Genomic DNA, 25,560 nt, shown 5'->3' on the forward strand with positions numbered 1-25,560 from the left:
TTCCTGGGAAAAGGGCGAAGACGGAATGGTGACAGTCACAGTGGTGCATACCGGTTTTTTTGACCGGATTGCGCAGTTTCTGGGGCGTCCGAAGCAGAGCCGGATTGCGCTCGACCGGTATGGCAGCTTTGTCTGGGAGATGATCGACGGAGAGCGGTCGGTCTATGCCATCTCGGAGGCGGTGCGGGAGCAGTTCGGGGAACAGGCGGAACCGCTGCTGCCGCGGTTGATCCGGTATTTTGAAATTTTAAGAGAACATCGTTTCATCGACTGGGATGAAAAAAGAGAAGGGATTCGACGGTAAACCGTCGAATCCCTTTTTTGGTGCATTCATGAAACCAGGATGCCGTTCAACATTTCGAATAGGCCGATATCGGTCGAGGACTGTCCGTTTTCACCAAACAGGACTGTAACCTCCTCGCCGATTGATTCGGGTGTCCCGGGAAAGATGATCCATTGTTCAGAGCTCCCATCCCGGATGATTGTCAGGTTGATCGAAGGACTGCCTTCTCGTTTTTCGATCAGGTCGTCGGTGTCGGAAAGGGGGGAGAGCGTTTCCAACATAGAAAGGATCGGCCCGACCGCCGCTTGTTCGCTTAGCTCTTTCTCACCATAACTCGTGTTGCTGACCAGTTTGATCGAAACCCTGGATTCCTCTGCGGAGGAAGTTTCCGGTTCTTTTCCGGCATTCATTTTCTGGCGCTTAAAGAGGTCATACGGGTTGGTGACGCCGATGGCCTGTTCCTCCGAGTCATTCCCCATATAGATCAGATCATTGCCAGTTGCAACTTCAAAGTAAATCTCTCCGACCTGGTCCGCAGTAAACCCCTCAAAATCGACCGTATCCACAGTCAGCGTGACCTGCATATTGTCGACTTTACAGCCTCCTTCGAAATGCCCCAGATAGTTGAGCAGATTCGCAGTAAAACGGAATGTCCCATCCGCATAGATTTCCAGGGCAGGGTAGTTCTGCGGTTCCACACCGCGCACTTCGAAGGTATAGCTGCCTACCACAGCAGGCAGCTCGGAAAGCTCCTCCTCGGGAGGATCGTCCGGCTGCGGTTCGGCTTGACTGCTGCCCGTCGGTTCGGGGGAGACGGAAGCCGCCTGAGCAGGATTTTCACTGCGGGAGCTGCACGCCGAAAGAACAAACAGTATCAGCAGAACAGCAGCCATTATTTGTATTTTTTTCATGCTGGATTCCCCTTTGTACAGAAAAGATGGATTCAAGATTTTGAGAGAAACCGGAAAATGCGGGTTGTTTTGATGTCGATCGCCTTGACAGGACACATCTCATGGCAGCAGAAGCAGTGGATACAGCTGGAAAGGTCGATCTTTGCCCTGCGGTTTTCAAGCACAATCGTTTTTGCAGGGCAGCTTTCGGCACATCTTCCGCAGCCAACGCAGTCTTTCCCGCGCACCTGCGGGCGAGGGGCGAGGCGCGGTTCCAGCCGGCGAATCAGTCCGGCGAGTGGGCGCGGCACATTTCCTGTAAAATCAAGCGTTTTGCTCGCGGGCATGACGAAATCAGTCACTGCACAGGAGAGCGCATCCGGGTCCCCGGTAAGCTTGACCTGTTCCCAACAGGCGGGGCATAGTCCCCGCTCAACCGCATCCGCCAGCATTGGAACCTGCCCAGGCCCCAGGCCGATCAGATGCGCCATCATCAGGTCGAGGGCATAAAGACCATCCCCCACAGCGGCAGCGGTCAGTCCGATGTGCCGCCTGCTGCCGCCGGTCGGACCGTCCCCCTCCATCGCGTCCACCGCATCCACCAGAGTCAGCGACGGCCTGACCAGCAGGGATAGGTCGACCAGCATCTGCGCGAACTGCCTCCCGTCCGGGAACCGGTAGTGGAGCTGCGGCTTGAGCAGCCCTGGAATGCAGCCAAACAGGTTTTTGATCCCGCAGGAGAGGGTAGTCATGCAGTGGGTTTTCAGTTTGCAGAGGTTGATAACCACATCCGCGCCCGCAATCGGGTCGATCAGATCGAATGCGCGGCAGAGCCGGCCTTCTTCGTACCGCACTGTCCTCGAACCGCAGGAAAGGTTCAGTGCGACCCCGCACCGCTCTGCGACCGCCTTCATCCCGGTCTGTTCATAATTTGCAGCGAGCACCTGCGGGGTGTAAAGACCGCCGGGGCTGTCGGCAATGGTGATGTCCGACACGCCCATGGCCTGGATTGACCGGATCACTGCCTCCACTACAACTGGGTTGGTGGTTGCCGTCCGGTCGGGGCGGCAGCGCATAATCAGGTTTGGCTTTACCACAACTTTGGAACCAGGGTCAATCCGGAAGTCCAGCAGGTCCAGGTGGCGCCGAACCGCTTCCAGCATCTGCGGAAGGTCGTAAGATTCAGTTTTGCTGAGCGAAACTGGTTTCATATGCTTCTCCAATTCGTTCTCTTAGATGACGGTCGCGGGATCAGCGTCACTGCGGGCAATTGCAACAGCATCTCCACCCAACGCATCCCGCACCAGTCCGGACAGATACCCCAGTACATGATGCTCGGTGCCATAATGCCCTGCGTCGATCAGGGTGATCCCACGATGTACGGCTTCGAGCATCACGCTGTGCTTGACATCACCGGTCACGAACGCCTGTGCGCCGCTTGCAATGACCTCTTCCAAACAGCTTCCGCCGCTTCCGCCGCAGACTGCGACCCGTTCGACCGCCTGCCCGCCGTCGCAGTACCGCACTGCGGGAAGCTCCAACATGCGCTTCACATAATAGGCGAATTCGGGTGGAGTCATCCCGCGTTCGACAGTCCCGACCCGCACCATGTGGTCGGGCGGAAGCGTTTCTACCCCGGACAATGCAAGTTTTTCGGCAAGGATGTCATTTACACCGCCCCGAGCGATGTCCAGATTGGTATGCGCACTGATAACCGACAGGTTTTCGCGCACCAGTTTCCAGACCAGCAGGTCGGAAGTCACCCGTTTGAGTGGGGAATAGATCACCGGATGGTGGGTGACAATCAGGTTCGCGCCTCTGGATACCGCCTCGGAGATCACTTCGTCGGTCACATCGAGCGCAACCAGCGCACCGTTTACCTCTTCGGAAGGGTCGCCGACCAGAAGGCCGGGATTGTCGAATTCCATTGCCAGCGAGAACGGTGCGGCCTGATCAATTTTATTGTATACGTCTTGTATGGTCATTTTTTACACCTGCTTTCCAATTCTGTCAGTAAAGTTCGGTATGACATATATTCTTCCCGGTTTTGGGCGCTGGCAGACAGCCCCTCCACCTTTTCCCGCACCTGCCGCGTGACCTTTTCGAGATAGTTTATCGCTGCGGGGCGGCTGTCCTGCCAGAGCAGGCCGGTATATGCCTCGATCTGGGAAGGGTGGCGCACCTTCCCAGTATAGGCTGTCTGCAAGACTGTATATGGGAATCCGCCGGCTTCCGCCGGTTCTTCCCGCAGGATATCGAATCCGTTTTCCCACAGGCTGCGCCGGAGGCGTTCGGTTTTGGTCATCGGCTGAAGCAGAAACCGCAGAGCCGGGTCGCGGGTCCAGCTTTGGGTGGACAGAATCTCCCAGATGAGATCGCCGCCCATTCCGGCGATTACAATGTCGTCCACCTCGCCCGGATGCAGCCCCGAAAGCCCATCGCACAAAATCAGCTTCACGCGGTCCGATACGCCGTATTCCGACAGCGAACAAGCCGCTTTATCAAGCGGCTTGCGGTTAATATCGCACGCAAATCCAGATAGAATCCGCCCACTGGCGGCAAGCCACGCGATCAGGTGGCCATGATCGGTCCCGATATCGGCGCACCGTACCCCCGGACGCACCAATGAAGCGATCGCAGAAAGGCGGGCATCGAGTTTGGGCAGGCGGAGCGCCGTTGGTTCAACCTGCATGGGCATTCAGCCTTTTCAGGAGCGCTTCGCAGTCGACCCCATGTACCATGCAGGCTTCCTCGATGGATTCGCCGCGCGAGGCCGGGCATCCCAGACAGTGCATCCCCATTTCCATAAAATATTTCGAGAGGGATAGGTCCTGATCGAGCGCTTCACCGATCAGGGTCTCTTTGGTGTATTTCATCCGAACAACCTCCTGTTTTTGATTTCCCTGTGGGTCATGGACGTGTTTGCTGCGTCGGAAACATGCCCCCTGTCCCAACCATTGTACCATGAAGAATCTGGTTTTACAACCGGTTGCGGATATCATCTCTTTTCCCATTCGTGTCGATAATGCCGGACACCAGGAACCTTTTGCCCGACATCCAAGACGGCTGTTTCGATTTTTCAAACAGCCCCTAATCTTTTTTGTCCTTAATTGCTCTTAGAACCCGTATTCACAACCATTCGACACCGTCTGAGCGGGTCTTTTGCAGGCCTGCCGCGTTGAAAAATCTTGCAATACACAAAGTATTGTCTGCGTTTTTTCGCCTTGCAGGGCAACAAAATCCCTCGCCCATCCGGCATCCTCTGATTATGAATACAGGTTCTTAGAATAAAGCCGCCCATAATCGCAATCGGAATGGAAACAGAAAAAGAAACAGGTTCGAGAAATGCCCCGAGAGCACCACCTAAAATGGTACATATTATTGCAATAATAATCATAACAATCCCCCATAACGCTTGATTCGTCAGTTTGATTTTATCACAACCAACAGAGAGGCGCAAGAATCAATGGATGAAATTACCGGTTTGCAGGCTCGGCTCCGCAGGTCACAGATTTCCTACCCATGTTTCAGGTTCGGGAATACACGCATCCTCTTGCAACCTGCCTGGCAAATCTGATATAATAAAGAAAAATGTACAACATACCGTCACTTTAGCGGGAGTGACGATCGGGAATTTTGGAAAGGGTGGGCTGGATGAGACGAGCCGAACGGATGGTTTCCCAGGGAGAGGCGCGCAGGCTGCTCGACAGCAGCAGTTATGGAGTTCTTTCGCTGGTTTCGCCGGATGGGCAGCCGTACGGGGTACCGGTCAATCATGTCTATGTACCGCAGGATAATGCGGTTTATATCCATTGTGCGCAGGAGGGGCAGAAGCTCGATTTTCTGCGGGAAAACCCGAAGGCATCCTTTACGGTGGTGGGTTCGGGGCAGGTCATCGAGGAGAAGTTCACCACCCGCTATGAAAGCGCGATCGTGCAGGGGAGAGCGTCGCTGGTCGAGGAAGAGGCGGAGAAAGTGCGGGCGCTTGAGCTGCTCTGCGGCAGACTGACCCCGTCGATGGCGGAAACACAGAACGCCTATATTCGGGCATCCCTTTCGAAAGTGGCGGTGATCCGTCTGGAAATCCGGGAGATCACTGGCAAGCGGAACCGCGCGGGTGGATGAAACGATGGGAGGAGCGGAAGGATGGCATCAAAACAGGAGTGGGAAAAGCCGTTTGTATCGGCGGTGATCCCGGCGGCCGGCAGCGCGTCCCGGATGAATGGGTTGGATAAACAGTTTGAGGAGGTCTGCGGGGTGCCGGTGCTGGTGCGCTCCATGCAGGCTTTGAGCCAGAGCGATTGGATCGATGAACTGGTGGTAGTGGCCCGTTCGGACGACATTCCCGATGTGCTTGCTTTGGTCAACGGCTATGGGATCGGCAAGGTACGTTCGGTGGTTGCCGGCGGGCAGACCCGCCAGCAGTCGGTCATGCAGGGGCTGGAAGCGGTCAGCGGGGAAGCGGACTATCTTGCGGTGCACGATGGCGCCCGACCGCTTGTCTCCCAGCAGGTGATCGCCGATGCGGTGCTCAGCGCGATCCGTTACGGAGCTGCCGCCGCCGCGGTGCCGGTGGTGGATACGATCAAGGTGGCAGACGCCGACCGGATGATTTGCGCGACCCCCGACCGTCAAACCCTTTATGCGGTGCAGACCCCACAGGTATTCCGGCTCGGCCGGTACCGGGAAGCGGCGCAGTCCGCCCGGGAGGCAGGCCAGGATTTTACAGATGACTGCCAGATGTTGGAGGCAATTGGGCAGAAGGTTTATCTCTCCCGGGGGGAATATACGAATCTCAAGATTACGACGCCAGTCGACCTGCTGATTGCGCAGGCTCTGGCAGAACGACAGATGGAGGAACAATGATGGATTTCAGGATTGGGCATGGATATGACGCACATCAGCTCGTGGAAGGCCGCAGGCTGGTGCTTGGTGGGGTAAAGGTACCGCACACGCTCGGGCTGCTGGGACATTCGGACGCGGATGTCCTGCTGCATGCAGTGATGGATGCGATCATCGGTGCGCTTGCACTTGGTGACATCGGCTGTCTGTTCCCGGACAGCGATCAGACCTACAAGGATGCCGATTCCCTTCGGCTGCTTGGCAAGGTGCGCCTGGTGATGGAGGAGATGGGTTGGCAGATCGGAAACATCGACGCAACAGTGGTGGCGCAGGAACCGAAGCTGAAGCCATATGTCAGCAAGATGCGGGAGAACATCGCGGTTGCCTGCGCTACCAATCCGGGCAACGTCAACGTCAAGGCGACGACCGAGGAGGAGATGGGGTTTACCGGCGCGGAAGAAGGAATCTGTGCGCACGCGGTCTGTCTGCTTGAGCGGGTCGGGGACCGGCTGGACGGCTAAGACTTCCGTAAGAGGGAGCAGATCGTCCTGGAAATGCATAAGATGATACAGCGGTATTTCCATTCGGCGGACAGCCGTGGGACCGCTGTATTTTGTTATGTTAGGGGACTTTTGATATGGCGAACAACGGACAGTCTGTTCTGGTGGTCCGCTCGGTCACCAGTGCGATGCGGGGCCAGAAACTTTTGGAGAGCAGCGGGATCAGCGCATATGTCCAGCGCAACACCGCGCCAAACAGCAACCAGGGCTGCGGCTATGGAATCAGGATCAGCGGGGATGTGTCGAAGGCGGCAGGGATTCTCGCGGGTGCGGGGATCAAGGTCGTGGAGATTCAGGGGGGCTGAAGGATGGTTTATTTTGACAATGCTGCAACCACCTTTCCGAAGCCGGCTGCAGTCAAAAACGCGGTGGATCTCGCAATCCTCCGTTATGGGGCAAACCCTGGGCGCAGCGGGCATGACCTTTCAACCGAGACAGCGCGTCAGGTCTACTGCGTGCGGGAAAAGGTCGCGGCATTTTTTGGCGCGGAGGATGCGGGGCAGGTGGTCTTTACCCAAAACTGCACCTATGCCCTGAATACGGCGATCAAAGGGCTGGTACGGCCGGGCGACCATGTGATTATCTCCGACCTCGAGCACAATTCGGTGCTTCGGCCAGTACATGCGCTCTCGATGCGTGGGGAGCTGGATTACACGATCGCGGAAACGTTTGAGGAGGATGACCAGACGGTAGAATCGTTCCGAAATGCAATCCGGTACAATACCAAGGCGATTATCTGCACTCATGCATCCAACGTCTTTGGAATCAAACTGCCGGTCGAGCGTCTTGCGCAGCTTGCACACGCCTATGGGCTGTATTTTGTGCTGGACGCTGCCCAGACCGCAGGAGTCGAGCCGATCGACCTGTCTGCCATGCAGATTGATTTTCTCTGTACGGCGGGGCATAAGGGGCTATATGGGCCGTCGGGGACAGGCCTTCTTATCACCCGGTTTGGGGAGCGGCTGCGCCCTCTGGTGGAGGGCGGCACCGGGAGCGCATCCGCCGACTACAGCCAACCGGACTTCATGCCTGACCGGCTGGAATCAGGGACGCTCAATACCGCCGGGATTATCGGGCTGGGGGCTGGGATTGACTTTGTGAACCAGCGTGGCCCGGAGCGGATCGCCCGGCATGAAACCTACATTGCGCGATGTGTTTATGAGGGGCTTGCCGGAATTCAGGGGGTAAAACTATATACGGCCCCTCCTCAATATGGCGTAAACCTGCCGGTTTTGAGCTTCAATGTGGAGGGGATTAGCTCCGAGGAGGTCACCAGTCAGCTCAACCGCGCAGGATTTGCGGTGCGGGGTGGCCTGCACTGTGCGCCTCCCGCCCACAAAAAGTTCGGCACCATCGGCATCGGCGGTACGGTCCGGGTCAGTGCAGGGGCATTCAATACCGAGGAGCATGCACGCGGGCTAATCTGTGCGGTGCAGAATATTGTCCGGTTTGTGGAAAAAAAGGATTGATTTCATGATAGCATGTGATAAAATATAAGATAAGAGAACTGTGCGGCCGGTTCGCTGGCCGCCTCTTCAAAAGCCGAGGGGAATGAAAGCGTATGGCGGATTTATGGAACAATCTGAGAAACGTATTTGGTACGGTACTGCCGCAGGACCTGCTTGACATCGCGATTATTTCTTACCTGTTCTACCAGGTGGCCAAACTGGTGCGGGAGACTCGCGCAGCCCAGCTGGTCAAGGGAATTATGATCCTGTTGCTGATGAGCGTCCTCGCCACCCAGCTCAGGCTGCGGACGTTGAGCTTTCTGATGGAAAATATCCTGCAAACCGGACTTGTGGTGATGGTCGTGGTCTTTCAGCCGGAGCTGCGCCGCGCACTCGAACAGGTAGGGCGCTCCCAGATCGGAAAATTGAAGTTTTTCTCTTCTGGGATGGATGAGGGCGAGGTTCGAGAGCGCTGGAGAGGGTTTGTAGATGCACTGGTGGAAGGGGCGGCGTCCCTTTCCCGGCAGAAGATCGGTGCGCTGGTGGTCATTGAGCGAAACACCCGTCTGGGCGACATCATCAAGACCGGCACCGTGATTGATTCCGGCCCCAGCGCCGAATTGATCGGCAACATCTTTTTTCCCAATTCCCCGCTGCATGATGGTGCGATGGTCGTCCGGGACGGGCGGCTTCACGCGGCCGGATGTTTCCTGCCGCTGTCGGATAATTCGGAGATCAGCCGTGAACTGGGGACTCGCCACCGCGCCGCGCTCGGAATGAGCGAGATGAGTGATGCAGTGGTCGTGGTGGTGTCGGAGGAAACGGGATTCATTACTGTCTGCCGCGATGGAAAGCTTGAGCGCGGCTACTCGGTTGAACGGCTGCGCCAGTACCTCACCGACGAGCTGCTCCCGGAACCGAGTGAACCTTCCGAGAAAAAATTTGAGCGGAGGAAGGCGAAAAAAGCATGAAGAAGTTGGATTTTGGGCAGATTTTCCAAAGCCGCCGCCTGTTGATGATCTTTTCGCTCGTGATGGGCGTTCTTTCGTGGATGTTTGTCGTCATTTTTGTCGACAATGAAATCCCTTGGGAGTTCAAAGGGGTGCCGGTCGATGTTTATGCGGAAGAAGAGCTGCTTTCGATCAACAGCCTGCGGATTGTTGAGGATCCGCAGGCGGAAGTCACAGTGGTAGTCGAGGGCGGGCGGATTGTCGTCGGCGGACTGGAGGAGGGGGAAATCCGGATCGTTGCTGATCTGGAAGGGATCTCCACCCCGGGCGATTATGCGGTCAAGCTCAAAAATGTGCTGACTGCCAATCAAAACTATGTGGTGCGTGAGATCAAGCCGTCTACGGTGAATGTGCGGGTTGACCGGATCACCACCAAACGGTTCGAAGTAAAAATGGATATTGACGGTCCTCAGGTGCCTGACGGGTATCTGAATGCAGGGACAACGATCAGTCCCCGCGCGGTCGAGGTGACCGGCCCGGAAGCGGACATCAGCCGGATTGCACAGTGCATCGTGTCTGCATCGTTCTCCGGGCGTCCGCTGACCGAAAACCAGACCATCCGCAGCGAGATTAAACTGTTTGATGAGGAAGGTCACGAAATTCCCAAAGATAGGCTCACGATGGAGAGCGATTCCGCGAATGTAACTGTGCAGGTGCTCAAACAGAAACGTCTGCCGCTCCGTTTTGAATACCTGAATATGCCTTCTGGATTCCCGCGGGACGATCTGCGGTTTGAGATGACAGACAACAGCATTCTGGTTGCGGGACCCGAGGAGGTGGTGGATTCTTACGAGGAACTCCAGATTGGTTATGTGGACCTGAGTGAGGTGACGCCGGGATTTGTACAGGTGTTTGACATCAGCCTGCCAACCGGGTTTATCAGTGTGGAAAATCTGCGTTCGGTCGGTGTCAGCTTTGGCGGGGAGGGTCTGACTGAGGCATACTTCAATGTCTCACAGATCACGCCGGTCAATGTGCCGATCAACTACGATGTGACGATCAATACCACACAGCTTTTTGGAGTACGGATCATCGGGAGTTCCGAGGTGATGGAGACGCTTACCGCCAAAGACATCGTTGCAGAGATTGACTTTTCAGAGCGTGAGCTTTCAACCGGGTCGAGCAGTCTGCCGGTTTCGATCTCGGTGCCGGGACGGAAACTGGCATGGGCGGTCGGGGAATACGCCGCTGTGGTCACGATTGACGAAAAATAAACTGGGGGCGCCCGGAGAATCCGGGCGCCCCTGTTTCGGCGGATGGACAGTGTTATTCATATGCAAGGAAGGAACAGACCCAATCTTCGGAGGAAAGCAGCAGCGATGGGAGCTGGGTGCCGTCATAGTAGTACCTTGTCCCGTAGCTTCCGATAACGGGTGTCGGACTGTCCGCAAAGTCCAGCTCCAGACGGCAGGAAACCCCGCCTTTTTCATAGAAGTCGTACACCTTTTCCGCGCGATAGGTCCCGCGCCATTCCTGCTGGCTGGTGCGGTCGGAGAGGGTAAAGGTGCGGTCATCCGCAAAGACCAGTTCCACCAGAGGCGGTTCCTCCGGGGGTTCAGGGGATTCCTCCCCAAGGGCCGAGAACCGTTCCAGCGTCCACAGCCGTCCGATGACCGGTTTTGCGGCGGCGCTGTTCCCGCATCCGCCGAGCAGCAGGATGCAGATCAGAAGTATGCTCCATCCATTAGTTTTAGATATACTAAATATAGTTCTCATGGGATCGTAATAGAATATGCAACGTTAAATTCCCCGCCACCCGATAGGGATTTATTAGCGGTAGCTACGCCCTCTACAGAAATTCTTCCCTTATCGCCTTTTTTACCTGTCGCCCCGGTATCTACATCGGTCTCTATAGAGCGCTCTCCATCTGCAAATTCGAGAAATTCGGTTTTGGTCGATTCTCCGCTTAGATCGACATTTACATCTCCAGCCATTGAAGTGAATTGGGGATCTTCAAAGGGAGACGCATATAAAGTGATATGTACTTGAACGCCATTCTTTGAGTCATAAGTCGCATATGAATTCACTCGTGCCGTGGTAATAATTCTTGGATTTGGTTCACCAGAATCTTCAAATCCGTAGAGAGGTCCATCATAGCGCCCAATAACGATAGGGGGTTGCACGGTTACGTCCTCATTTTCAGCTGCGAAGGCACTTATGTTGCTTGCTGAAAGAAACATACAAAGTGCAAAAAAACTAGCCAGAAAACGTCTTTTTTTCATGATTATTCTCCTTGATTATAATATATTTTTATTATATTAAAAATATTAAAATCACCCACCTTTCGATATTAATAATATCAAATGCTCGTTTACTTGTCAATGATTTGTAAAAAATATTTTAGGAGAGTTATTAATGCCAATTTTGATCCATGCCATCCGCACCTCGTTGGAGGAAGCGCCATCCGCCGCAATCGCCAAAGCGGTCAAGCTGCTGGGCGTATCCGAGCGGGAGGTGGTTTCCGCCTGCATTTCCAAGACCTCGCTCGATGCCCGCAAACGGGAGAAACCGCATTTTGTGCATACCGTTTCGATCTCGCTTGAGGGTGGAGAGGCATCTGCCGCGGCGCGCGTGCCGGGGAACCGGGCGATCTGGACGGAGGACAAGCCGCTGGAGATACCGCGAGGTGCCCGACCGCTGGATCACCGGCCGGTAGTGGTCGGATTCGGCCCGGCAGGGATGTTTGCGGGTCTGCTGCTTGCGCGAAATGGATACCGCCCGCTGATCCTTGAACGGGGTGCCGCGATGGAAGAACGGGTGGAAGCTGTTGAGCGGTTCTGGCGGGAGGGTATTTTAAATGAGCGCACCAATGTGCAGTTTGGGGAAGGGGGCGCGGGCACCTTCTCAGACGGGAAGCTGACCACCCGGATCGGTGATCCAAAATGCGGCTGGGTTCTGCGTGAACTGGCGGCATTCGGTGCACCGCAAGAAATTCTGCAAAAAGCAAAGCCGCATATTGGAACCGATAGGCTTCGGCAGGTGGTCCGGAATATCCGGAAGGAAATCATCGCGCTGGGCGGGGAGGTGCGTTTCGGCACCTGCTTGACCGACCTGCGGATTTCATCTGGACGGCTGGCAGCGGCAGTGACATCGGACGGGGAAATCCCGACGGAACAGCTTATCCTCGCGGCGGGGCATAGTGCGCGCGATACTTTTGAGATGCTTCACCGGCATGGGTTTGCACTTGCGCCCAAACCATTTTCGGTAGGGGTGCGGGTCGAGCATCTGCAAAGCCAGATCGACAGAGGGCTTTATGGCGATCTAGCGGGGCATCCCGTCCTCCCTCCCGGGGAATACCAGCTTTCCAAACGGGTGGATGGGCGCGGCGTCTACACATTCTGTATGTGCCCGGGCGGAATGGTGGTGCCATCCGCATCCGAACAAGGGCGGGTCGTTACCAACGGTATGAGCTGCTATGCGCGGGATGGGAAAAATGCAAATTCCGCGCTGGTGGTTGGGGTTGCGCCGGAGGACTACGGAACCCATCCGCTTGATGGAGTGGCATTTCAGCGCAGATTGGAAGAGGCGGCGTATCTGGCGGCAGAGGGGGACTATCGCGCACCGGCCCAGGATGTCGGGCACTTCCTGCAAGGGAAACCAGGACTGACCGTTGGACGGGTAGAGCCTACCTATGCGCGCGGGATTTCCCCGTGTGACTTTACCCAAATTCTTCCGGATTTTGTGACCGGCCTGCTGCGGGAGGGGCTGGTTGACTTTGACAGAAAACTCCGGGGATTTGCGGCGGAGGATGCCCTGCTTACCGGGGTCGAAACCCGGACTTCCTCTCCGGTACGGATTCTGCGCGGCGAAGATTACCAGTCTCTTACAGTAAAAGGGGTCTATCCCTGTGCGGAGGGCGCGGGTTACGCAGGGGGGATCATGAGTGCGGCGGTGGATGGCCTCCGGACTGCACTGGCAATCATGGCGGTTTACCAGCCGCTCGACTGACCCTGTGACATTTGAGCCGGGCTGGACATAAGATGGTAGTATCTTCATTGGAGGAGGTCTACCATGAAACTCGGATTGGCATTCTCCGGCAGCGGAGCGGGAGCATTATCCTCCCACATCCTCGCACAGTGGCTGCGGGACAATGCGCTTGAGATAGAGATGCTGTCTGCCTGCTCGCTGGCAGCGATCCCGGCTATGCTATGGTCGCGCGGGATTTCCCGGGAAGAAACCGGGGAACTGATAGAGGCGTTTTCCCGGTCGGCCACACCGGTGCAGGGGGTAGGGCTGCTCGATCGGATGGGGGTTTTTCGTCAGAAACCGGTCTGCGAGCTGGCGGTCAGCAGCGTGGACGTGCCTACAGGGGTCACCGTGATCTATTCCGATCTCCTGCATTCGGATGCATGGAACCTGAAGGTCCTGCCGCTTTCCGGGAACGAACGGGAAGCACTCTGCGCGACACTCTGCCCATGGAGGGGAAGCGATCCCTATCCAGCGCGGGGGATGCAGCTTTGCGATTTTTCGGTGCGGTATGGCTGCCCGTTTTTCCCGCTCAAGATGGCGGGGATGGAACGGCTGCTTTCGTTTTCCTTTGCGGGCGGGGAACTCCCGGCGCAGATCGCGGCGGATGCGCTCATCTCGCTTACCGGAAAGAATGCGGACCTTCACTGCACGATTGCCGATGCGGAATCAATCGAGCCGTTTTTACAGGCGCGCTTGGAAGAGCTTTACCAGATGTGGCTCTTTTAGCAGCCAAAAAGGGTCTTCGGCTTTTCGCAGTTTGGTACAATCAGGAAGCCCCAGAGAGGATACTTATCGCTTGGAAGCTTGGCCAGGGATCCAGGTTTTCGCTGTTAAAACGCTCTTACCCCAAATATGAAGCAGGCCCTAAAAAGAGGGCGCCGTTCCACCTTGCGAAAAAGCGGAGCGGCGTTCTTTTCATCTGTGGAGATTGAATCAGAGACGGGAGATCGCCTCAAGCACAAGTTTTGCACATTTCTGCGCGGCGATCCCGGCAAAGGTGTTGTAATCCATCTCGGAGTCGGAAAGGCCGTCCGAGACACAGCGGATTACCGCAAACGGAAGCTGGTTCAGCGCACAGGTATGCCCAATCGCTGCGCCTTCCATCTCGATCGCATCGCCGCCGGTGCGGGACGCGATTTCCGCTTTTACTGCGGGGTCAAGGACGAACGCGTCGCCCGATGCGACCCGTCCGGTGACGCAGGAAAGCCCCTGCTCTTTACAGAGAGTCCGGACCAGGCCGTTCAGCTCGGTGTCCGGATGGAACCGGGAAAATCCTGGAAGCTGATCGCGCAGATGTTCTTCCTCCAGATCATGGTAACAAAGCTCATCCGCAAGCACAATATCCATCCGGTGCAGGGTGGGAGAAAGTGCGCCGCATACCCCGCTGTTGAGGATGCATTCCGCTCCAAAGCGGGAGATCATCATTTGTGCGCAGCAGGCGGCATTGACCTTGCCGATCCCACTGACCGCCGCAACGATCTTTTTGCCATTCTGTTCGGCGACGTAAAAGGTCAGCAGCCCCACTTTTTCGGTTTGCCCGTGGCTGAGTGCATCGCGGATCAGCGCAAATTCTTTGTCCATTGCACAGATAATGCCGATTGTCTGGTACATAAGGCAGTCCTCCTGAATTCAGATACCTCTATTTTACCCGATTTTTCGACCCGTTTCAACTGTTTTGGAGCATCTTTCCAATATAGCAGCCGGATTGGACAGCAGACTGCATAATCCTGTCCGCAGGATCATATACCTGAACAAGAGAATGGAGGGATTCCCTGTGAAGGAGCAGCACAGACAGAGCTTTTTGTATGGTACGATCATACTGGCAGCAGGGACAGTGGCTGTGAAACTGATTGGGGCGCTCTTCAAAATCCCGTTGACCAATATTCTGGGCGGGGTTGGGATGAGCTGTTTCAATGTTGCCTATGACCTATATTATCCGCTTTATGCGCTGTTTGTAGCAGGAGTGCCGGTAGCGGTCTCACGACTGGTGAGCGAAAGTATGGCGCGGGGACGGGTGCGGGATGCCCGCAGGCTCCTTCGGGTTTCGGTAGGGGTCTTTTTTATCATTGGGGCAGCGGGCTCTTTTGTAATGTTTATGGGAGCGGGCTGGTTCTCCGATCTGGTCCGCAATCCGGACGCCAGGCTGGCCGTTCAGGCACTCTCGCCCGCCCTGTTCCTGGGGTGCGTGATGGCGGCGTTCCGGGGTTACTGGCAGGGGATGCAGGAGATGCTTCCGACCGCAATTTCACAGGTGGTAGAGGCGGTGACACGGCTTCTATTCGGGTTGGCATTCTCGTATGGGATTGTCTATACCGGGCTGCGCGAATACCAGACAGGGGGCACCGTATTTGGGGCGGTGTATCCCTCACTCGAGCAGGCACAGCTTGCGGTGCTGCCCTACGGGGCAGCGGGCGCGATCCTTGGTGTAACGGTCAGTTCGTTCTGCGGCGCATTTTATATGGTAGTCCGTCACAAGCTGGGGAAAGGCAGCATCCGCCCGGAAGTATGGCGTGCCGCGCCTCCGGCAGCATCCTCGCGGGCCCTTGCGCGCAGGCTTGTGGCGCTCGCCCTGCCGGTCTGCTTTGCGGCAGTGATCTCCAATCTAACCTCCTTTATCGACCTGATCTCGGTGATGAACCGCCTGAACCACGCAATCATAAACGCCCCGGAGCTGTTGCTCACAATGTACGATGGGGCGATCCCGTCGGGGATAGGGCTCGACCGACTTGGTTCCTATCTTTATGGCTGTTATTCCGGCCTTGCGGTTCCGATCTACAATCTGGTGCCCTCTCTGACTACCACGATTGGGGTGAGCCTGTTACCCGCAGTGACCGCCGCCTGGACGACCCATAACCGGCTTTCCCTCGAACGCAATATCTGTTCCTCGCTCCGTCTTGCCTCAATGATAGCGATGCCTGCCGGACTCGGTGTCTGCGCCATGGCAGAACCGGTGCTGCGCCTGCTCTTTTTTTCCAGGCCGATGGAGGTTGCGGTCATTGCCCCTGCCCTGCGGATTATGGGAATCAGCGCGGTTTTTGTGGCAATTTCGCTGCCGGTCAATGCGATTCTACAGGCGGTGGGACGCGCCGGACTTCCAGTCCGTCTGCTGCTGATCGGCGGTCTGCTCAAGCTCGGACTGAACTATCTGTTGGTTGCGGTGCCGCAGCTCAATATTCAGGCTGCACCGGTCGGGACGCTTGCCTGTTACCTGCTCGTGGTCTTGGCCAGCCTTTGGGCGCTGGTGGGTGTAACCGGCGTCCGCATCCCGGCGGGGAGCGTATTTGGGAAGCCGCTTTTTGCATCGGTCTGCTGTGCTGTCGCCGCCCGCACCTCCCATGATCTGATCTTTCGCCTGATTCCGAGCCGTTTTGTGACGCTTTTGGCAATCGCAATCGGGGGTCTGGTCTACCTCTGTGTTGTATTTTTGACAAAAACTGTGACAAAAACGGATATTTTCATGCTTCCGGGGGGAGAAAAGTTTGCAAAGGCACTTGAAAAACATTCTCTTTTAGGTTAGAATACTAAAAGTCCTCTTAAAAAGCGGATAGAAGGGGAGTTTTGTGATGTTGGACAGGTTTACGCAGAAAAAACAGTATGGAATATCCGACCTGCTGGAAATCGTGGAACTTCTCCGGGGGGAGAATGGCTGTCCGTGGGACCGGGAGCAGGATCACCACACGATCCGCAAAAACTTTCTGGAGGAAACCTACGAGGTTGTCGAGGCGATCGACAAGGAGGATCCTGTGCTTTTGCAGGAGGAACTGGGAGATGTCCTGCTCCAGGTCGTGTTTCATGCCCGGATGGAAGAGGAAGCCGGACGGTTCGGATTTTCGGACGTCTGCGACGGAATCTGCAAAAAGCTGGTGGAACGCCATCCGCATGTGTTTGGTGAGGTGGCTGTCTCCGGAACCGGTGAGGTGCTTTCCAACTGGGATCGGATCAAGCAGGAGAGCAAGGGGCAGAAAACCGCTGCTGAGACATTGCGCAGCGTACCAGCAGTGCTGCCGGCGCTGATGCGCAGCGAGAAGGTGCAGCATCGGGCGGCGAAAGCCGGGTTCGATTATACCGATTGCGATTGGGCGATGCGCGACCTCGAGAGCGAACTTTCCGAACTGAAGGAAGCGGTCGGTGAAGGGGATCAGGCCCATATCGAAGAGGAACTGGGGGATCTGCTTTTTTCAGCGGTTAATGTGGCGCGATTTGTTAAGGCCGATCCGGAACACGCGCTGACCAATTCCTGCGAAAAGTTTATCCGCCGGTTCGAACAGGTGGAGACGCTTGCCCGGAAGCGTGGGATTGACATGAAAACCACGCCGATTGAGGAGCTGGACAGGCTCTGGAAAGAAATTAAACAGAAATGATGTATTATCACAGGCATTTTGTCTGAAGATATAGTCAAAGATTTTTAAAAGGTATGGAGGTCAAAATATGACAAAGGCAGATCTTATCAATGCGGTAGCAGAGAAATCTGAGCTGTCCAAAAAAGACAGCGAAAAAGCGCTGACCGCTGTGATTGAGGTACTCACTGAAGCGCTTGTCGCGAAAGAGAAGGTCACACTGGTTGGATTCGGTACGTTTGAAACCAAGGAGCGCAAGGAGCGCCAGGGGATCAACCCGATTACCAAGCAGCCGATTACGATTGCAGCCGCAACCGTCCCGTCTTTCAGCGCAGGCAAAGCTCTGAAGGATGCCGTTGCCGGTAAGTAAGGAATTTATGTAGGCTCGCTGCATCCGATGCGGCGGGCTTTTTGTTTTTGTTAAGGAGAATGAGCATGAGACTGGATAAATATCTGAAAGTGACCCGGCTGATCAAACGCCGCACCATCGCAAACGAAGCCTGCGACGCAGGACGGATCGTGGTCAACGGGAAGATCGCCCGCGCATCCTACGACGTGAAGGAGGGCGACCTGATCGAGATCAATATGGGGCAGAAGCCGCTCAAGGTGAAGGTGGTCAAGGTGAGCGAATATGCGACAAAGGAGACCGCTGCCGACGCTTACACCGTCGTAGAATGAACGACCTGTTTATCCGCAGGGTTCTGGTTCCGGACGGCCTCCCGGAGGGGTCCTATCTGGCCGGATTGCCTGCCATCCGCCAGATCGCCAGGGAGGGGCTGGATCTGCAAAGTCCGGTCACCTTTTTCGTGGGGGAGAACGGTTCGGGAAAATCTACCCTGCTCGAAGGGATCGCGGTCGCATTTGGGTTCAATCCGGAGGGAGGCAGCAGGAATTTCCGGTTCAGCACCTTTGATTCGCACTCTGGCCTGCACCGGTTCCTCCGGCTCTGGAAGGGGGCACGAAAGCTGCGGGACGGTTATTTCCTGCGTGCCGAGAGCTTTTACAATCTGGCGAGCAATATTGAGCAGCTGGACAGGGGGCCTATGGGGGCGAGAATCATCGACAGTTATGGGGGGATTTCCCTGCATGAACAGTCACATGGGGAGAGTTTTCTGTCTTTACTGCTCAACCGGTTTGGCGGCAACGGGCTTTATATCCTCGATGAACCGGAAGCGGCGCTCTCTCCTATGCGTCAGATGACCCTGCTCTCCCGGATCGGTGACCTGGTGCGGGAAGGCTCACAATTTGTGATTGCGACCCACTCACCGATTTTGATGGCCTATCCCGGCTCAGACCTGTTTCTGCTAGATGGAAGCGGGATTCGCCGCGCCCCCTATCGCGAAACAGAACACTATCAGCTGACCCGCCGTTTCCTTGAAAATCCCGAGCAGATGCTCCATTATCTGCTTGACAGCCAGACCACTTAAAAATAAGAACCTGTATTCATGATCAGACGGTGTCGAATGGTTGTGAATACGGGTTCTAATAGACTTTGGTGACAGAACCTGCCGATGATGCGCGCTGCCTGGTTTTTTGCAGGGAGGCGTGTATTTTTTTCCCGGATGGCGCATACCTATTAAAGAGAACGACAAGGGAGGTAAAACACGATGGTCGAGGAAAAAAAGCCAGCCGCGCCGCACAATATCATTATGGAGGGACGCAGGAAGATGACTGTCACTGGAGTGACCGAGATCGACAGCTTTGACGAGCAGAGTGTGGTGCTTTTCTGCGAAACGGGGGAGCTTGCAATTCGGGGGACAGGGCTTCACATCAATCGGATTGATGTAGATACCGGGGAACTCAGCCTGGAAGGGGAGCGGATCGACGGACTGTCCTATGCGGATAACCTGCCGGTACGAGGCGGTATTTTGGGCAGGCTGTTCCGCTAAATGGGGAGGGGTGCAGATGGGAATTACAATCGCAGGACAGACCTGGCTGTTTTTGCTCTCAATTGCACTTGGTGCTGGTCTGGGGGTCTGCTATGACCTATTCCGCATCCTCCGGATCGCCCTGCCGCATCCAACGCTCGCGGTACTCGCCGAGGACCTGCTCTTTTCTGTGATCTGCGCCGGAGCCACCTTTTTTTATATGCTCGCCGCCGACAACGGGCAAATTCGTATTTTCGTTTTGATTGGGGAAGGAGTCGGATTTCTGCTCTACTACTGTACGATTGGTGCGCTGGTGATCCGGGTCTCCAAGGGAATCATCCGGGCAGCTAGATGGGTGCTGTGCACCCTCTGGCGGATATTTGTTGCGCCTATTGTACACCTTTTGGAAAAGGCAGGCCGCTTTGGACGGAAAATTCTGCATAAAAGCAGTATAATTCTGAAAAAGCAGGCAAAAAATTTGAATATACCCTTGAAAAAGAGACGTAAGATATTGTATAATTTGAAAAAGTAACTTCATGAGGATGACGCGCCAAATTTTCTGAAAAGGTATGCTGAAAAGATGAAAGCAGAGCATGTACGGAAAAAAGAACGGATTAAAAGAAGGAATCCTGTATTGAAGATCAGCCTTTTCCTCCTTGGAGTATACATTGTTGTTTCGCTCGCCTCTTTGCATATGGAGATTGTCTCAAAGCAGGAGGAGCTGCAGATGGTAATCCAACAGTGTGAGGAGCAGCGGATCAGCAACAAGGAGATTAAACGCCAGATTTCCCTCGGGGACGACCAGACCTATCTTGCACGTATTGCGCGGGACAAGCTGGGGATGGGGTATTCGGATGAACACGTCTTTCGGGATGCGGCGGGTTCTTAACGGTTTTTCATCGCGCGAGCGATTTTATCAGGTTGCGGCAAATGGTGAAAACACAAGATTTTTAAGGGAGGCAGCGTAATACATTATGCAGCTTGAGGTAGGGAGTATTTTAGAGGGTAAAGTGACCGGTATCACGAAGTTTGGAGCTTTTGTGGAGCTGCCGGGAAACAAGACGGGGATGGTACATATTTCCGAGGTCGCTTCGTCTTATGTCAAGGAAATTTCCGATCATCTTTCCCTGAACCAGATGGTAAAGGTGAAGATCATCGGGATCAACCCCGAGGGAAAGGTTAGTCTGTCGATCAAGCAGGCAGCGCCCGCCCCTTCCGCGCCGCCGCAGCGCCCGTTCCGCAGCCATCAGGGCGGGCAGCAGGGGGATCGCCCTCCGCGTCAGCAGCATCAGCGCAGGCCCCCCAGAGAGGCTTCTTATGGGTTTGAGCGCCGCCAGCCCATTACGAATGAGAATATGTCGTTTGAGGACATGATGAGCAAGTTTAAACAGGCGAGCGACGACAAGATGTCCGATCTCAAGCGGTATACCGATGTCAAGCGCGGGACGTCCCGAAGCCGCAATTCATCCAGATAATCGCGCCGGGGGATTCCGGAATCGAAGGGCACCGCGGTGCCCTTTTTTGTTGGAGGATAGAACAGATGCTGATTATAAATGCAGAGATACGCACGATGGCCGGACGGGACTATGCGAGCGGCTATATTCAAATCGTGGGGGAAAAGATCGTCTCGGTGGGGCCGATGGAGGATTGCCCCGCGGATTTTGAAACGATAGATGCACAGGGGAAGATCGCCATGCCCGGCCTGATTGACGCACATTCCCACATTGGGATGTGGGAGGACGGGATGGGCTTTGAGGGGGACGACGGCAACGAGGAGACCGATCCGGTGACCCCGCACCTGCGGGCGATCGACGGGGTCAACCCGTTTGACCGTTCGTTTGCTGAGGCACTGAGCTATGGCGTGACCACTGTCGTAACCGGGCCGGGCAGCTCAAACCCGATTTCGGGTCAGTTTTGCGCGCTGAAAACCTGCGGGAAACGGGTGGACAAGATGATCGTCCGCGCGCCGCTGGCGATCAAAATGGCGATGGGGGAGAATCCGAAAAACTGTTATCACGAGAAGGATGGCGGTCCGGCGACCCGGATGGCGGTTGCCGCGCTGATTCGGGAACAGCTCGCCAAGGCGCAGAAATATGCCAAGCAGCTTGCGGAAGCAGCAAAGGACGATGAACTGGATGAGCCGGAGTACGACGCCAAATGTGAAGCGCTGCTGCCGCTGCTTGACCATCGGATCAAGGCACATATCCATGCCCACCGCGCCGATGACATCTTTACTGCGATCCGGATTGCAGACGAATTTGGGTTTGGCTATGTGATCGTCCACGGCACAGAGGGGCATCTGGTCGCGGATGAGCTTGCTGAAGAACAGGCCCCGGTAATTGTCGGGCCGCTGATTGGCGCACGCACGAAGCCCGAATTGTCGAACGCGAGTGCCTCTGGCCCGGGAATTTTGCGGGCGGCAGGGGTGCAGGTCGCGATCTGCACCGACCATCCAGAAGTGCCTGAACATTACCTGCTGATGAGTGCGCGGCTCGCTGTTGAACATGGGATGGAACCGCAGGCAGCACTTCGGGCGATCACGATTGAGGCGGCGAAGATCTGTGAGATTTCCGACCGGGTTGGTTCGATCGAAGCAGGCAAGGACGCGGACATCCTGCTTTTCGACCGGGAACCGCTCGAATGCTGCGGCCGTCCGTCGGCGGTGATTTTGAACGGAAAGAAGGTGCGCTGAAGATGCGTGAAATCAGCCGGGAATTGGTGATCCAGACAGTCAAAGAACTATGCATCGAGGCGAACAGAGTCCTGCCGCAGGATATGAAGGACTGCCTTGCACACGCCTGCCAGATCGAGGAGTCCCCGTTGGGACGGGAGGTTTTGGGTGACATTGTGCGCAACTATGAGACAGCGGAACAACTGTGTATCCCGGTCTGTCAGGATACCGGGATGGCGGTCGTTTTTGCCGAACTGGGCGAGGACGCGCATGTCTGCGGATTGGAGGATGCAATCCATGAAGGAGTGCGGCAGGGTTACCTTGATGGGCTGCTGCGCTGCTCGGTGGTGGGAGACCCGCTCCGTCGGGTCAATACCAACGATAATACGCCGGCGATGCTTCATCTGCGGATGGTGCCAGGAGATCGGATTTCGATCACCGTTGCGCCCAAGGGGGCGGGCAGCGAGAACATGAGCAGCCTCAGGATGATGACTCCAGCCGCCACTGCGGATCAGATTGTTGATTATGTTGTGCAGGCGGTTGAGACAGCGGGGAGCAATCCCTGCCCGCCGGTTGTTGTCGGAGTGGGAATCGGCGGTAATTTTGAAGGTTGTGCCCTGCTCGCCAAACGTGCTCTCTGCCGGGACACCTCGTCCGGCAATCCCGACCCGTTCTACCGCGAACTGGAAAAGCGGATGCTTGAGCGGATCAACCAGACCGGGATCGGGCCGCAGGGGTTCGGCGGGCGGGTAACTGCACTCGCGGTTAATATTGAAGCGGGTGCGACCCACATCGCCAGTCTCCCCGTGGCGGTCAACATGGGCTGCCATGTGACCCGCCATGCTCATCGAACCATTTGATCCAGTCAAAGCACTGAAAAACAACTGCTTGTTTTTCAGTGCTGGCAGGATTTTTGTACTGAATAACGATGTAATCTAAAGCCAGTGTGCGGCAATCTCGCTTCACACTTGGAAAGAATGCTTCTGATGCTTTCCAAATGCCTTGATGGTACGAGCACAGCCGCCAGAGAAGAACGGCGGCTGTCTTTGTCTGTAAACCCGCATGTAAAGCGGATGCAACCAGAAGTTGCGCGAAAAATATCCAAAGGTAACAGCAAGTTGGTAGAAGTTGCGGGGCTTCCCGGGTAGAATCAAACCATCAAATTTGAACATGAGGTGAGGTCAAATGCAATTTTCAGAAAACCTGCAGCTCCTACGGAAAAAGAACAACATGACTCAGGAACAGCTTGCAGAACATCTGCAAGTCAGCCGGCAGGCGGTTTCCAAATGGGAGGCTGCACAGAGCTACCCGGAGATGGAAAATCTGCTTGAGATTTGCAGCCTGTTTTCCTGCGATCTGGATATGCTGGTGCGCGGGGATGTGGAGAAAGACATGGTGGAGGATACTGCGCAGTACGACCGGTTTTACAACCAGTTCAGCGTTGCGACTGCGGGAGGGGTAGCGCTGATCATCCTGGGGCTGGCTGCTTTTCTCTGGATGGAGGAAAGCAGCGAAACACTGGCCTATCTATGTTTTCTTCCCTGTCTCACGATCGGCCTCTTTCTGTTTGTGCTGTTTGGCATCCGAAAGGAATATTTTGAAAAACAGCATCCGCAGATCGTCGATTTCTACACCGATGCGCAGAGACAGCAGTTCGGACAGTGGTTTGCAATCGCAATGGCCTCCAGTGTCACTTTGTTGATTCTGGGCGTGCTCCTGATGCAGTTCCTGGAGCTTCAAGTTTCAGAAGATCGGGCGTCCGCAGGATTTATGTTGCTGGTAGCCGCCGCAAGCTGGATTTTTATTTATTTTGGGCTGCAGAAAGAGAAGTACAATGTTGAGGGCTACAACCGGCGCCACCAGCCAGATGTCTCCAATGCTGCCAAAAAGGTGGAAACCATCTGCGGAGTGATTCTCCTTGCAGCGGCAGCGGTCTTTCTGGCGATCGGTATCCTGTCGGATTCATGGAGCCCTGCCTGGGTGGTTTTCCCAATCGGCGGGATCGCTTGCGGGATCGTTTCGATAGTGCTGAAAGGTAGGCAATAAAATAAAATTCTTTGTGAATTTTTGTCTAGCCTATTGTAATTTCAACCAATGTGATATATAATAAGGTCAGGAAATCTGGACAAACTGTTGAAAGTCAATGGATGTTTCTGCCGGGTTTCCATGATAAACAAAGGGGTTGAACTTATGAATATTACCATCACAGCCCGTAAAACATCTGTGCGCGATTCTTTCAAAGATCGCATCGAACGCAAACTTGGTAAACTGGATCGGTTCTTTGACGATGGTGCAAATGCCAGCGTTACTGTGACCAATGAAGGGGACCGCGAGACAGTGGAGGTAACGATTCAGTCGCGGGGGATGTTTTACCGCGCGGAAAGAACCACTTCCGACCGCTTTGATTCTTTGGAGGCGGTGGTGGATTCCCTCTTCCGCCAGATCGTAAAAAACAAGAACAAACTGGAAAAAAGGCTGCGTGAAACCGCGTTTGACGCCCCAAATCTTGAAGCGGGTGAGGAGCACGAGAGCGAGGTCGGGGAATACCATATCGAGCGGATTAAACGGTTTGATATGCGTCCGATGGACGTGAACGAGGCAATTCTCCAGATGAACCTGCTTGGACATGAATTTTTCCTCTTTTTGAATGCGGAGACCAATGGGGTAAATGTGATTTATAAACGGCATAATGGTACTTATGGCTTGATTGAGCCTGTGATTGATTAAACCCTCAAAGAGTTCCAAAGAAAACCCCGGTGAGAACCGGGGTTTTTATTGCGCCCAAAATATTTTTGTGATATAATGTCCTTATATTATGGTGCGGAGGGAAAAAGATGCTCTGCAAAAACTGTGGGAATAATGTCAAAAGCGATTTTAAATATTGTCCTTATTGTGGGGAGCGGTTTCTTGGGGATTTTCAGGATCATTATGGAGAACTGACCCCTCCTTATGTGATTGATGAGCAGCCGGACGAGAATGCAGATGTCTATGTATCCGAATCGGAAGAGGTAGAGCCGGATTTTGTACTTCCGCCGCCGGATCCGCCGATCGAACTGGAAGAACCATATTTTGTCTATTATCCAGATGCACCTAGTGGATCAGAAGCTCCGTCTGCATGGTCCTCTGTGCCGGAATCAGAACAGTCGATCCAATCACCAGAGGTGCTACCGAACTCAATTTCTGGATGGGAAGTTCCGTCCGATCTGCCACCTTCGCGGGAACAGCAACCGAGTGTAGCCCCCGGATGGGAAGCACCGCCCAGTCCGCCACCCGCATGGGAACAACAGCGGCCGGACACAGCCCCCGGATGGGAAGCACCGCCCAGTCCGCCACCTGTGTGGGAACAGCAGTTGGGCACAGTCCCCGGGTGGGAAGCACCGCCCAGTCCGTCGCCTGTGCGGGAACAGCATCCGGGCACAGTCCCTGGGTGGGAAGCACCGCCCAGTCCGCCACCTATGCGAGCACAGCAGCCGAGCACAGCTCCCGGGTGGAAAATGTCGCCCAGCCCACCGCCTATGCGGGAACAGCAGCCGGGCACAGTCCCTGGGTGGGAAGCACCGCCCAGTCCGCCACCTGGATGGGAACAACAGCCGGGCACAGTCCCCGGGTGGGAAGCACCGCCCAGTCCGCCACCTATGCGAGCACAGCAGCCGAGCACAGTCCCCGGGTGGGAAGCACCGCC

The 25,560-nt window shown here is 55.3% G+C and carries 34 protein-coding genes; 24 read left to right on the forward strand and 10 right to left on the reverse strand.

Annotation, left to right across the window (positions count from 1 at the left end):
* Positions 1-25: 25 nt before the first annotated feature.
* A complete protein-coding gene (locus tag C814_RS09360) occupies positions 26-304 on the forward strand; it encodes a PqqD family protein (RefSeq protein ID WP_242828986.1) in 279 nt (92 codons plus the stop codon).
* 26 nt (positions 305-330) lie between these two features.
* On the opposite strand, the gene C814_RS09365 is transcribed toward C814_RS09360, so the two are convergent.
* The 6 genes from C814_RS09365 to C814_RS23470 form a co-directional block, all read right to left on the reverse strand.
* Positions 331-1,194 (reverse strand): hypothetical protein, encoded by an 864-nt coding sequence (locus C814_RS09365; RefSeq protein ID WP_016315434.1) that lies wholly within the window; start codon positions 1,192-1,194, stop codon positions 331-333.
* Between the two features lie 32 nt (positions 1,195-1,226).
* Positions 1,227-2,384, reverse strand: a complete 1,158-nt coding sequence (locus C814_RS09370) for a DUF362 domain-containing protein (protein ID WP_016315435.1) — start codon at positions 2,382-2,384, stop codon at positions 1,227-1,229.
* Positions 2,385-2,405: 21 nt separating this feature from the next.
* The gene (locus C814_RS09375) at positions 2,406-3,158 is read right to left on the reverse strand and encodes a Nif3-like dinuclear metal center hexameric protein (RefSeq protein ID WP_016315436.1); all 753 of its coding nucleotides are present in this window, start codon (positions 3,156-3,158) and stop codon (positions 2,406-2,408) included.
* Positions 3,155-3,865 (reverse strand): tRNA (adenine(22)-N(1))-methyltransferase, encoded by a 711-nt coding sequence (locus tag C814_RS09380; protein ID WP_016315437.1) that lies wholly within the window; start codon positions 3,863-3,865, stop codon positions 3,155-3,157. Before C814_RS09380 ends, C814_RS09375 begins: the two co-directional genes overlap by 4 nt.
* A complete protein-coding gene (locus tag C814_RS09385; RefSeq protein ID WP_016315438.1) occupies positions 3,855-4,049 on the reverse strand; it encodes a DUF1858 domain-containing protein in 195 nt (64 codons plus the stop codon). The genes C814_RS09380 and C814_RS09385 overlap by 11 nt, the downstream gene beginning before the upstream one ends.
* Before the next feature lie 230 nt (positions 4,050-4,279).
* Positions 4,280-4,570, reverse strand: coding sequence for a hypothetical protein (locus C814_RS23470; RefSeq protein WP_016315439.1), 291 nt, complete (start codon positions 4,568-4,570; stop codon positions 4,280-4,282).
* 257 nt (positions 4,571-4,827) lie between these two features.
* On the opposite strand from C814_RS23470, the gene C814_RS09390 reads away from it, so the two are divergent.
* The 7 genes from C814_RS09390 to C814_RS09420 all read left to right on the forward strand — a co-directional run bounded on the left by C814_RS09390 (position 4,828) and on the right by C814_RS09420 (position 10,247).
* On the forward strand, positions 4,828-5,298 hold the full coding sequence (locus C814_RS09390; protein ID WP_016315440.1) for a pyridoxamine 5'-phosphate oxidase family protein: 471 nt from the start codon (positions 4,828-4,830) through the stop codon (positions 5,296-5,298).
* Between the two features lie 21 nt (positions 5,299-5,319).
* Positions 5,320-6,039 carry a 2-C-methyl-D-erythritol 4-phosphate cytidylyltransferase gene (ispD, locus tag C814_RS09395; RefSeq protein ID WP_016315441.1) on the forward strand — a complete coding sequence of 240 codons (720 nt, stop codon included), beginning with the start codon at positions 5,320-5,322 and terminating at the stop codon, positions 6,037-6,039.
* On the forward strand, positions 6,039-6,536 hold the full coding sequence (gene ispF, locus C814_RS09400; protein ID WP_016315442.1) for a 2-C-methyl-D-erythritol 2,4-cyclodiphosphate synthase: 498 nt from the start codon (positions 6,039-6,041) through the stop codon (positions 6,534-6,536). Before ispD ends, ispF begins: the two co-directional genes overlap by 1 nt.
* Before the next feature lie 116 nt (positions 6,537-6,652).
* Complete coding sequence (locus C814_RS09405; protein WP_016315443.1) at positions 6,653-6,880, forward strand: putative Se/S carrier-like protein; 228 nt, start codon at positions 6,653-6,655, stop codon at positions 6,878-6,880.
* 3 nt (positions 6,881-6,883) lie between these two features.
* Entirely contained in the window at positions 6,884-8,044 is a 1,161-nt protein-coding gene (locus C814_RS09410; protein ID WP_016315444.1) for an aminotransferase class V-fold PLP-dependent enzyme, read from the forward strand.
* Between the two features lie 92 nt (positions 8,045-8,136).
* Positions 8,137-8,994 (forward strand): diadenylate cyclase CdaA, encoded by an 858-nt coding sequence (cdaA, locus tag C814_RS09415; RefSeq protein WP_016315445.1) that lies wholly within the window; start codon positions 8,137-8,139, stop codon positions 8,992-8,994.
* Complete coding sequence (locus C814_RS09420) at positions 8,991-10,247, forward strand: CdaR family protein (protein ID WP_016315446.1); 1,257 nt, start codon at positions 8,991-8,993, stop codon at positions 10,245-10,247. The genes cdaA and C814_RS09420 overlap by 4 nt, the downstream gene beginning before the upstream one ends.
* A gap of 52 nt (positions 10,248-10,299) precedes the next feature.
* Here C814_RS09420 and C814_RS09425 read toward each other — a convergent pair whose 3' ends face one another.
* Complete coding sequence (locus C814_RS09425; protein ID WP_016315447.1) at positions 10,300-10,749, reverse strand: hypothetical protein; 450 nt, start codon at positions 10,747-10,749, stop codon at positions 10,300-10,302.
* Positions 10,746-11,255, reverse strand: a complete 510-nt coding sequence (locus C814_RS09430) for a hypothetical protein (protein WP_016315448.1) — start codon at positions 11,253-11,255, stop codon at positions 10,746-10,748. Before C814_RS09430 ends, C814_RS09425 begins: the two co-directional genes overlap by 4 nt.
* 133 nt (positions 11,256-11,388) lie before the next feature.
* On the opposite strand from C814_RS09430, the gene C814_RS09435 reads away from it, so the two are divergent.
* Both C814_RS09435 and C814_RS09440 read left to right on the forward strand, forming a co-directional pair.
* A complete protein-coding gene (locus C814_RS09435) occupies positions 11,389-12,981 on the forward strand; it encodes an NAD(P)/FAD-dependent oxidoreductase (protein WP_016315449.1) in 1,593 nt (530 codons plus the stop codon).
* A 63-nt stretch (positions 12,982-13,044) separates the two neighbouring features.
* On the forward strand, positions 13,045-13,728 hold the full coding sequence (locus C814_RS09440) for a hypothetical protein (RefSeq protein ID WP_016315450.1): 684 nt from the start codon (positions 13,045-13,047) through the stop codon (positions 13,726-13,728).
* Positions 13,729-13,935: 207 nt separating this feature from the next.
* Here the strand turns inward: C814_RS09440 and C814_RS09445 are convergent, their stop codons facing one another.
* Positions 13,936-14,613 carry a 5'-methylthioadenosine/adenosylhomocysteine nucleosidase gene (locus C814_RS09445; protein WP_016315451.1) on the reverse strand — a complete coding sequence of 226 codons (678 nt, stop codon included), beginning with the start codon at positions 14,611-14,613 and terminating at the stop codon, positions 13,936-13,938.
* A 163-nt stretch (positions 14,614-14,776) separates the two neighbouring features.
* Here C814_RS09445 and C814_RS09450 point away from each other — a divergent pair, with 163 nt between their 5' ends.
* The 13 genes from C814_RS09450 (at position 14,777) to hpf (ending at position 24,605) form a co-directional block, all read left to right on the forward strand.
* A complete protein-coding gene (locus tag C814_RS09450) occupies positions 14,777-16,519 on the forward strand; it encodes a putative polysaccharide biosynthesis protein (protein WP_016315452.1) in 1,743 nt (580 codons plus the stop codon).
* 46 nt (positions 16,520-16,565) lie between these two features.
* On the forward strand, positions 16,566-17,363 hold the full coding sequence (mazG, locus tag C814_RS09455) for a nucleoside triphosphate pyrophosphohydrolase (RefSeq protein ID WP_016315453.1): 798 nt from the start codon (positions 16,566-16,568) through the stop codon (positions 17,361-17,363).
* A gap of 67 nt (positions 17,364-17,430) precedes the next feature.
* Positions 17,431-17,709: an HU family DNA-binding protein gene (locus C814_RS09460; RefSeq protein ID WP_016315454.1), complete on the forward strand. Its 279-nt coding sequence runs from the start codon at positions 17,431-17,433 to the stop codon at positions 17,707-17,709.
* A gap of 65 nt (positions 17,710-17,774) precedes the next feature.
* Complete coding sequence (locus C814_RS09465; RefSeq protein WP_016315455.1) at positions 17,775-18,017, forward strand: RNA-binding S4 domain-containing protein; 243 nt, start codon at positions 17,775-17,777, stop codon at positions 18,015-18,017.
* Positions 18,014-18,766: an AAA family ATPase gene (locus C814_RS09470; protein WP_016315456.1), complete on the forward strand. Its 753-nt coding sequence runs from the start codon at positions 18,014-18,016 to the stop codon at positions 18,764-18,766. Before C814_RS09465 ends, C814_RS09470 begins: the two co-directional genes overlap by 4 nt.
* A 180-nt stretch (positions 18,767-18,946) precedes the next feature.
* Positions 18,947-19,228: a YabP/YqfC family sporulation protein gene (locus tag C814_RS09475; protein WP_016315457.1), complete on the forward strand. Its 282-nt coding sequence runs from the start codon at positions 18,947-18,949 to the stop codon at positions 19,226-19,228.
* 16 nt (positions 19,229-19,244) lie between these two features.
* A complete protein-coding gene (gene yabQ / locus C814_RS24880) occupies positions 19,245-19,739 on the forward strand; it encodes a spore cortex biosynthesis protein YabQ (protein ID WP_016315458.1) in 495 nt (164 codons plus the stop codon).
* A 162-nt stretch (positions 19,740-19,901) separates the two neighbouring features.
* Positions 19,902-20,096, forward strand: coding sequence for a septum formation initiator family protein (locus tag C814_RS09485; protein ID WP_242828995.1), 195 nt, complete (start codon positions 19,902-19,904; stop codon positions 20,094-20,096).
* An 85-nt stretch (positions 20,097-20,181) separates the two neighbouring features.
* Positions 20,182-20,682 (forward strand): S1 RNA-binding domain-containing protein, encoded by a 501-nt coding sequence (locus tag C814_RS09490; RefSeq protein WP_016315460.1) that lies wholly within the window; start codon positions 20,182-20,184, stop codon positions 20,680-20,682.
* 65 nt (positions 20,683-20,747) lie between these two features.
* A complete protein-coding gene (locus C814_RS09495; RefSeq protein WP_016315461.1) occupies positions 20,748-21,899 on the forward strand; it encodes an amidohydrolase in 1,152 nt (383 codons plus the stop codon).
* A gap of 2 nt (positions 21,900-21,901) precedes the next feature.
* Entirely contained in the window at positions 21,902-22,738 is an 837-nt protein-coding gene (locus C814_RS09500; RefSeq protein WP_016315462.1) for a fumarate hydratase, read from the forward strand.
* Positions 22,739-23,063: 325 nt separating this feature from the next.
* Positions 23,064-23,924, forward strand: a complete 861-nt coding sequence (locus C814_RS09505) for a helix-turn-helix domain-containing protein (RefSeq protein WP_016315463.1) — start codon at positions 23,064-23,066, stop codon at positions 23,922-23,924.
* Positions 23,925-24,068: 144 nt separating this feature from the next.
* Positions 24,069-24,605 (forward strand): ribosome hibernation-promoting factor, HPF/YfiA family, encoded by a 537-nt coding sequence (gene hpf, locus C814_RS09510; protein WP_016315464.1) that lies wholly within the window; start codon positions 24,069-24,071, stop codon positions 24,603-24,605.
* Positions 24,606-24,968: 363 nt separating this feature from the next.
* On the opposite strand, the gene C814_RS0104050 is transcribed toward hpf, so the two are convergent.
* The gene (locus C814_RS0104050) at positions 24,969-25,316 is read right to left on the reverse strand and encodes a hypothetical protein (protein ID WP_196809902.1); all 348 of its coding nucleotides are present in this window, start codon (positions 25,314-25,316) and stop codon (positions 24,969-24,971) included.
* Between C814_RS0104050 and C814_RS24390 the strand changes: the two genes are divergently transcribed.
* The coding region (locus C814_RS24390) for a hypothetical protein (RefSeq protein WP_207637134.1) at positions 25,306-25,560 on the forward strand (255 nt) is incomplete at its 3' end. The two genes, C814_RS0104050 and C814_RS24390, sit on opposite strands and share 11 nt — an antisense overlap.

It is taken from the genome of Anaerotruncus sp. G3(2012) (assembly GCF_000403395.2).
In the GTDB taxonomy this organism is placed as follows: domain Bacteria; phylum Bacillota; class Clostridia; order Oscillospirales; family Ruminococcaceae; genus Anaerotruncus.